Annotated in this window: 6 protein-coding genes; 4 read left to right on the forward strand and 2 right to left on the reverse strand. The window is 63.4% G+C overall.

The window, feature by feature from the left end:
• Positions 1-27: 27 nt before the first annotated feature.
• From ENZ75_RS14175 to ENZ75_RS14190, 4 genes are all read left to right on the forward strand, one after another.
• Positions 28-2151 (forward strand): SMP-30/gluconolactonase/LRE family protein, encoded by a 2124-nt coding sequence (locus ENZ75_RS14175; RefSeq protein WP_013530839.1) that lies wholly within the window; start codon positions 28-30, stop codon positions 2149-2151.
• Positions 2148-3197, forward strand: a complete 1050-nt coding sequence (locus ENZ75_RS14180; RefSeq protein WP_063168530.1) for a hypothetical protein — start codon at positions 2148-2150, stop codon at positions 3195-3197. Before ENZ75_RS14175 ends, ENZ75_RS14180 begins: the two co-directional genes overlap by 4 nt.
• Positions 3197-4693 (forward strand): sugar ABC transporter ATP-binding protein, encoded by a 1497-nt coding sequence (locus ENZ75_RS14185; protein ID WP_063168529.1) that lies wholly within the window; start codon positions 3197-3199, stop codon positions 4691-4693. The genes ENZ75_RS14180 and ENZ75_RS14185 overlap by 1 nt, the downstream gene beginning before the upstream one ends.
• Before the next feature lie 219 nt (positions 4694-4912).
• Complete coding sequence (locus ENZ75_RS14190) at positions 4913-5320, forward strand: carboxymuconolactone decarboxylase family protein (RefSeq protein WP_063168528.1); 408 nt, start codon at positions 4913-4915, stop codon at positions 5318-5320.
• Positions 5321-5324: 4 nt separating this feature from the next.
• Here the strand turns inward: ENZ75_RS14190 and ENZ75_RS14195 are convergent, their stop codons facing one another.
• Together ENZ75_RS14195 and ENZ75_RS14200 are read right to left on the reverse strand one after the other, a co-directional pair.
• Complete coding sequence (locus tag ENZ75_RS14195) at positions 5325-6212, reverse strand: amidohydrolase (protein WP_063170273.1); 888 nt, start codon at positions 6210-6212, stop codon at positions 5325-5327.
• A complete protein-coding gene (locus ENZ75_RS14200) occupies positions 6212-7348 on the reverse strand; it encodes a VWA domain-containing protein (protein WP_063168527.1) in 1137 nt (378 codons plus the stop codon). The genes ENZ75_RS14195 and ENZ75_RS14200 overlap by 1 nt, the downstream gene beginning before the upstream one ends.
• Between the last annotated feature and the right edge of the window lie 145 nt (positions 7349-7493).

Consider the following 7493-nt stretch of genomic DNA (forward strand, 5'->3'; position numbering starts at 1 on the left):
CGTCCCCTCATGGAATAGCAGCAGCCGATGTCCTTTCGCGAACGCCTCCAGTCCTGGCGCTACAATCTCGTGCCCGACCATGTCGTCGGCGAGATACTGACCAAACGCTGGACCGACAACGCCATTCCGTTCCTGGCGCTGGTGGCGACATTGGCGACCTTCGGCTCGGTCATTCCCGGCTTCTTCAAGCTGACCGCTTTGCAGGAATCGACCCGCCAGCTCGGCGAGTTCTCGATGGTCGTCACCGGCATGACGGTGGTGATGCTGGGTGGCGGCATCGATCTGTCGGTCGGCTCGATCTTCGCGCTGTCGTGCTTTTCCGCCGTCTATGTCTTCTTCATCCTCGAACAGTCGATCTGGCTGGCGCTGGCCGCATCGCTCGCCACCGGCCTCATCTTCGGCGCCATCAACGGCTACCTTGTCGGCTATCTCAGGCTGCGCGCCTTTCTCACCACGCTGGTGACCTTCATCTTCGGCCGGGCGCTGTTCGACATCCTGGTCACCACCTATGCCGCCGATGTGCAGCTCTCGACCGCGACATCGGATGTGCTCGACTTCATCGGCGACAGCACCTTCTGGGGGCTGTCCGTCTCGGTGTGGCTGGCGATCATCCTGGCCATCGTCACCCATATCGCGCTGACGCGTTCGCGGCCGGGCTGGCACGTGCTGGCGGTCGGCGGCTCCAGGCGCTCGGCGCACAATGCCGGCATCCGCGTGCGCCGCACCGTGTTCATGACCTATGTCTTTTCCGGCTTCTGCGCCTCGATCGGCGGCTTCCTCATTGCTTGCCGGCTGAGCGGGGCAGGGCCGGGAACCGGCCTCAACCTCGAGATCATGGCGCTGACGGCGGCGGTGGTCGGCGGCGTCAGCCTCGGCGGCGGGCGCGGCTCGGTGATCAAGGGGCTGATGGGCGCAATCATCGTGCTGACCATGACCAACGGTCTGATCCGCTTGGGCTACGGCACCGGCACCAACCAGATGGTGCTCGGCATCATGTTGGCGGTGGCGGTGACCATCGACATCCGCTGGCTGAAGAACCGGCACAAGGTGCTGAATGAGGTCTATGTCGCGCCGGTCTATCTCAAGATGGGCGAGACACAGTCGGCCGCACCCGGCTCGGGCACGCCATACGAACTCGACAACAGGCTGTCGGCCGCAGAGCATATCGGGCTTGGCGAGCTGGAGGGGCCGGAAGACGTCATCCTCGACCGCGACGACAATCTCTATTGCGGCACGCGTCATGGCGAGATCGTCCGCTTCTTCGCGCCGGACTATGTCAGGTCGGAGGTGTTTGCCCACATCGGCGGTTTCCCGCTGGGGCTGGCCTTCGACAAATCAGGCAATCTGATCAGCTGCGTCGGCGCGATGGGTCTCTATTCGGTCTCGCCGGATCGGGAGGTCAAACGCCTCTCGGCGGAGACGTCGCGCTCGTGGACCTCGATCGTCGACGATGCACGGCTGCGTGACCCCAACGACTGCGATATCGCACCGGACGGCCGCATCTATTTCACAGATTCAACTAAGCGATATGACGCCCACGATTGGGCGCTGGATTCGATCGAGAACCGTGCCACCGGCCGGCTGCTGGTCTACGACCCGAAGGACGGCTCGACGAAGACGCTGCTCGACGGCTATCGCTACACCAACGGTGTGTGCATGGCGCATGACGGCAAGTCGCTGTTCTTCGCCGAAAGCTGGGCCTGCCGCGTGCACCGCTACTGGCTGGAAGGGCCGAAGGCCGGCACCGCCGAATGCGTCATCCGCGACATGCCGGGCTATCCCGACAACATCAACCGCGCCTCCGACGGCAATTACTGGATGGCGTGGCTCGGCATGCGCACGCCGAGCTTCGACCTGTCGCTGCGCCATCCCGACATGCGCAAGCGCATGACGCGCCGGCTGCCGCAGGACGAATGGCTGTTCCCCAACATCAACACCGGCGGTGTGGTGAAATTCACAGAGAAGGGCGGCATCGTCGAGGCGATGGGCGACCTCACCGGCGGCGCGCACCCGATGGTCACCTCGATGCGCGAGCACAAGGGGTATCTGTTCGTCGGCGGCATCCTCAACAACCGTATCGGCCGCTACAAGATTGCAGGCGCCGACCCGAACTGGACCAGCCCCGCTTCCTATTGGGGAGCAAAGCCATGATCCTCGACCCGGTGCTCGACCTGTTCCGCGGTAAGGCGGTGACCATCCCGCCGCTCGACGGCGCTTTTCGCCCCAATACGCGGCTGGATGATGCGCCGGCTTTTGCCGAGCTGACGGAACCGGATAATCTGCTGGTTACCGGTGACAGGCTGCTGGTCTCCAGCGGCAACGCCATCCATTCGATTGCTGCTGGAGCGCAACCTGTCGTGGTCGAGACCTTTCCGTCTGCCGTCACCGCGCTGGCGCTGTCGCCATTGGGCGAACTGACGGTCGGGCTGGAAAGCGGCAAGTTGCTGATTGGCGGCAGCGACGTTTCACTGCCGGCCGGGATCAGCTGCATCACCGCACTAGCCTATGCGGATGACGGCACGCTGTGGCTGGCCAACGGCTCGACCGAGCATGCGCCATCGCAATGGGCCGCCGATCTGATGAAGAAGGGCGTGTCCGGTTCGCTCTGGAAGCGAGGCGCCGCAGGCGGTGATTTCCGCAAACTCGCCGGCGACATTGCCTTTCCCTACGGGCTGCATCCTGTCGGCGAGGATCTGCTGGTTAGCGAAAGCTGGCGTCACCAGCTTGTTCGCTTCGATGGCGCTACCGGCAACCGCTCGACGGTGCTTGCACATCTGCCGGGATATCCCGCGCGGCTGTCGCCGTCCGCCGATGGTGGGGCCTGGCTGACCTTGTTTGCGCCGCGCAACCGGCTGATCGAATTCGTGCTGCAGGAAACGCATTACCGGCAGGACATGCTGAGCCAAGTGCCGCCGGCCTACTGGATCGCGCCGGCACTGGCGTCCAGCCGCAGCTTCCTCGAGCCGCTGCAATGCGGCGGCATCCGCACCATGGGCATCCACAAGCCGTGGTCGCCGAGCCGCTCCTATGGGCTGGTGGTCAGGCTCGACCAGAAGATGCAGCCGCTGTTCAGCCTGCACAGCCGCGCCAATGGAACGCGTCATGGCATCTGCAGCGTTGCGGAAAAGGATGGCCGGCTGTTTGTCGCCTCCAGAGGCGGCGACTGCGTGCTGGCGATCGATGCGGGAGGTTTTTGATGGAACCGATCGTTCGGCTGGAAAACGTCACCAAGAATTATCGTGGCGTGCCTGCGGTGAAGAACGTCAGCTTCGAATTGCGCAAGGGCGAGATCCATGCGCTGCTCGGCGAGAACGGCGCGGGCAAATCGACGCTGACCAAGATCATCGCCGGTGTGGTCGATGCCACTTCGGGCAAGATGTTCCACAATGGGCAAGAGATCGCCTACGCCTCGCCGCACGCAGCGCTTGAAGCCGGCATCGCCATGGTGTTCCAGGAGACCAGCCTGGTGCCGTCGATGACGGTGGCGCAGAACCTTTATCTCGGCACCGAAAAGTTCCTCAACCGGCTGCGCGGCACCTACATTTCAGCGCAGCAGTTCCTGCAGTCGCTGAATTTTCCGGTCGACCCCAACGCCATGGTGGCAACGTTGGGCGCCGCCAAGCGGCAGATGGTCGAGATCGCGCGCGCCGTCCACCACAATGCCGAGATCATCATCTTCGACGAGCCGACGGCGACGCTGACGCCGGAGGAGAAGCGGCACTTCTTCGCGCTGATCCGCCGGCTGAAGGCGGGCGGCGTCTCGATCGTCTTCATCAGCCATGCGCTGGAAGAGGCGCTCGATATCGCCGACCGCATCACCATCCTGCGCGACGGCGAGCTGGTCATTACCGACGACACATCCGCCTTCGACCGCGACAGGATCGTTTCCGCCATGGTCGGGCGCACGCTATCGGGACAGATCTACCGCCAGCGCGACGAAGCGAAGCTGCGCAAGGCGGGCAAGAAAGTGCTGTCGGTGCAGGACATTTCGATGAGCAATGTCGTGCGCAACACCTCTTTTTCGATCTTCGAGGGCCAGATCACCGGCGTGTTTGGGCTGATCGGCTCCGGCCGCACCGAGACATTCAAGATCGTCTCAGGCATCTACAAACGGGATTTCCTGCGCGGGGGCGCGATTGAACTCGATGACAGACCGGTGCGCTATCTCGTGCCGAGCGAAGCGGTGGCCGACGGCATCGTCTATGTCACCGAGGACCGCAAGAGCGAAGGCATCTTCGAGACGATGGGCATTGCCGAAAACCTGTTCGGCGGACTGCTGGCGGCGGGCCGCGAAAAGGCCTGGGTGATCAACACGCAGGAGATGCGCGCGCTCTCGGCCGAATGGACGAAGACGCTGAACATCAAGGCAATCAACGACAATGCGCGCGTCGTCGAGCTGTCAGGCGGCAACCAGCAGAAGGTGGTGATCGGCAAGGGGCTGGTGCAGAAGCCGCGCATCGTCATCTTCGACGAGCCGACACGTGGCGTCGATGTCGGCGCGATCGCCGAGATCCACCAGATCATCAACCGGCTGGCCGATGAGGGGCTGGCCGTCGTCGTCATCTCGTCCTACCTGCCGGAGATCATGAACCTGTCCGACCGCATCCTGGTCTGCCGCCAGGGCCGCATCGTCGAGGAGTTTTCGCCGGCGGAGGCCACGGAGGAGAAGATCATGTACGCGGCCGTGCATTAGATTCAGGTGAGGCCGGCCTGCAAATGGCGGTTTCCTGCGCTTCCGGTTCTCACGTACGAAAAGTACGCTCCGCTCCGGTTCTCGGAACCCACCATTTTCGACTCGGCCTGACCTGAATCTAGACGCCGGCGCTGGAAAAGTGAATCGGACGAGTGGATTGGCCGCAATTGCTCAAGACCTGATTCAATTCACGCAACGATCCAACGAAGGAAAAACCCCATGGCCACCACAAAACTCCTCAGCGATGCCGAGGTCGAAAAGATTCCCGCCGTGAAAGCCGTGTTCGAAGACATCCGCGCGACGCGCAAATCTGATTTCGTCAACAATTTCTGGCGCGGGCTGGCCAATGATCCTCCGGCGCTGAAGCGGATCTGGGAACAGTTGAAGGTGGTGATGGTCGCCGACAGCGCCATCGATCCGCTGACCAAGGAGATGATCTACATCGCGGTGTCGACCGCCAATGGCTGCTCCTACTGCGTCCACTCGCACACGGCGGCAGCCCGCGCCAAGGGCATGACCGATGCGCAGCATGGCGAACTGGTGTCGATCATCGGGCTCGCCGGCCAGACCAACCATCTGGTGACGGCGATGCAGATTCCAGTCGATCCGCAGTTCGAGGTGAAGTGAGGCGTCACACCGGCCGGTAAACCTTCTCCGCCGTGTTCCAGAAGATATCCGCCTCGGCCACCGCACCATGCTTGGCCACCGCGTCGCGGTGCGCCTTGATCAGCTCAGCGTGGCTGGTCCACAGCTTCTCGATCGGGAAGTTCGAGCCGAACATCAGATGGTCGGCGCCCAGGATATCGATCGCGTTGTCTACGACATAGGCGATCAGCAGGGGATCGTTGCGGTGGACGAAGGTGCCGAGGCCCGACAGCTTGGCGTAAAGATTGGGCGCCGCCGACAGCGTTTGCAGGCCTGCCTTCCAGGCCTCGGTGGTTTCCGGTTCCATGCCGGTCAGCATGCCTGCATGGGTGAGGATGAAATTCGTTTCGGGGTTCTCGCCGACCAGCGTCAGGCCGTCCTTCATCTGGGCGGGGAAGAGCTGCAGGTCGAAGGACAGGCCATAATCCTTGAGCCGCGCCACATTGGCGCGCACTTTCGGGTCGATCACCTGATCGGCGGAGGCGGCGAAGCGGAAGGCCGGGGTCTCGTGCCAGTGCAACTGCATGCGCAGGCCGCGCAGCAGCTTGTATTTCATCAAGCGATCGATCTGAGGCCTGATATCGTCGACGGTCATGTCGGTGTAGCCGACGATGGCATGCGGCCAGCCGGTTTCGTCGGACGTCTTCTGCAGGAAAGCGACTTCCTTCTCGAAATCCTCCTTGGCCCAGTTGGTCTGGACGTAGACGGCCTTCTCGACGCCTGAATCCCTCTGGTCTTCGAGAAATTCCTCGATCGGATAGTCGCGCCGGATCGGTTCGTAGGGGCCGAAGATGCGCGGCACCATCGGTCCGACCAGCCATGGCTGATCCTGTTGGCGCCAGATGTGAAAATGTGCGTCGATGGTTTTCTGCATCATGAAACCCTCTTCCAGATTGTCGCCGCCGCCGGAGCAGGGCGGGCGAGCGACAGGATGAAATCGGTGAGACCGGCAAGCGACGAGCCGTCGACGAGATCGTCGAGGTCAGGCAGGATGGCGCGAAGTGCCGCCGTTGCCGGCCGGAAGCGCGGGTCGCCGGCCAAAGGTGTGGCCAGCGACAGCCGGAAGGCGCGGGCGCTCAGCCGCCGCATGGCTGTCTCCAACTCGGCATGATCGCCGCGTTCCAGCGCGTCGGATAGGATGACGATAGCGGCACCGCGTGCAAAGGCTGAAAAGCGCGGCACCGAGAGGAAGGCGAGCAGCGTCGGCCCCATGCGGGTGCCGCCGTCCCAATCGTCGACCTGGACAGCGGCGCGGGCCAATGCCTGGTCGCCGTCGCGGATGCGCAATGCCGTGGTGATGCGGGTCAGCCGCGTGCCGAAGGTGAAAATCTCGGCACGGTCCGCGCCTTGCACGGCGGCATGCGCCAGCTTGAGATAGTCTGCGGTGTGCAGCTTCATCGAGCCGGAAACGTCGATCAGCAGCAGCAGCTTGCGCGGCACGGTCTGGCGGCGGCGCAGCAGCGGCGAGGGCACGTCGCCATCGGCGCTGACGATTTCCCGCAGCGACCGGCGCAGATCGAGCTTGCCGCGCGAATGCGTGCGCACGGTGCGGAACGAGCGGCGGGCGGGCAAGGCTGAAGCGAGCCTGCGGCGGAAAGCGGCAAGGTTGTCGTCGTCGCGCTTGAAATCGCGGGTACTCAGTTGTTCGGCGCCGGAAGAGAGTTCGCCACCTTCCTGATGGCTGATGACCTCGATCTCTTCCTGGCTCGCACCGCCATCATCCTTGATGCGGGTTTCCTCGTCGGCGTCGCCTTCGACCACGGCGGACCTGTTGCCATAGAAATGGCTCTGGAAATGCGCTTCGAATTCGTCGCGGCGGTCGGGCGGCGGCGCCAGGGTGGCGAGGGCCGCCTCGCGGATGTCGGCCATCGAGCGTGGACCGAGCAACGTCACCGCCTGCATGAAGCCGGAGACTTGCTCGGGGGCTATGGCAAAGCCGTAGCGGCGCAAGAGCCTGGCAAAACCCAGGAATGGCGAGGCGGCGCGGGGGAAGCTTGTTTCCCGCATCATTCTGTGTCGCCCCCCTCTGTCCTGCCGGACATCTCCCCCTCAAGGGGGGAGATTGGCAGCTTCGGCGCTTCGCTCTGTTCGGCGACGTCAGCGATTAGCGAAAGCGGGGATGACATCCGATCTCCCCCCTTGAGGGGGAGATGTC

The sequence above is a fragment of the Mesorhizobium sp. M7A.F.Ca.CA.002.04.1.1 genome (genome assembly GCF_004022805.1).
Lineage (GTDB): Bacteria > Pseudomonadota > Alphaproteobacteria > Rhizobiales > Rhizobiaceae > Mesorhizobium > Mesorhizobium ciceri.

Coding starts and splice junctions, on each gene's coding strand:
- ENZ75_RS14190 (WP_063168528.1), top strand. CDS start 4,913: ATGGCCACCACAAAACTCCTCAGCGATGCCGAGGTCGAAAAGATTCCC.
- ENZ75_RS14200 (WP_063168527.1), bottom strand. CDS start 7,348: ATGATGCGGGAAACAAGCTTCCCCCGCGCCGCCTCGCCATTCCTGGGT.
- ENZ75_RS14185 (WP_063168529.1), top strand. CDS start 3,197: ATGGAACCGATCGTTCGGCTGGAAAACGTCACCAAGAATTATCGTGGC.
- ENZ75_RS14195 (WP_063170273.1), bottom strand. CDS start 6,212: ATGCAGAAAACCATCGACGCACATTTTCACATCTGGCGCCAACAGGAT.
- ENZ75_RS14180 (WP_063168530.1), top strand. CDS start 2,148: ATGATCCTCGACCCGGTGCTCGACCTGTTCCGCGGTAAGGCGGTGACC.
- ENZ75_RS14175 (WP_013530839.1), top strand. CDS start 28: ATGTCCTTTCGCGAACGCCTCCAGTCCTGGCGCTACAATCTCGTGCCC.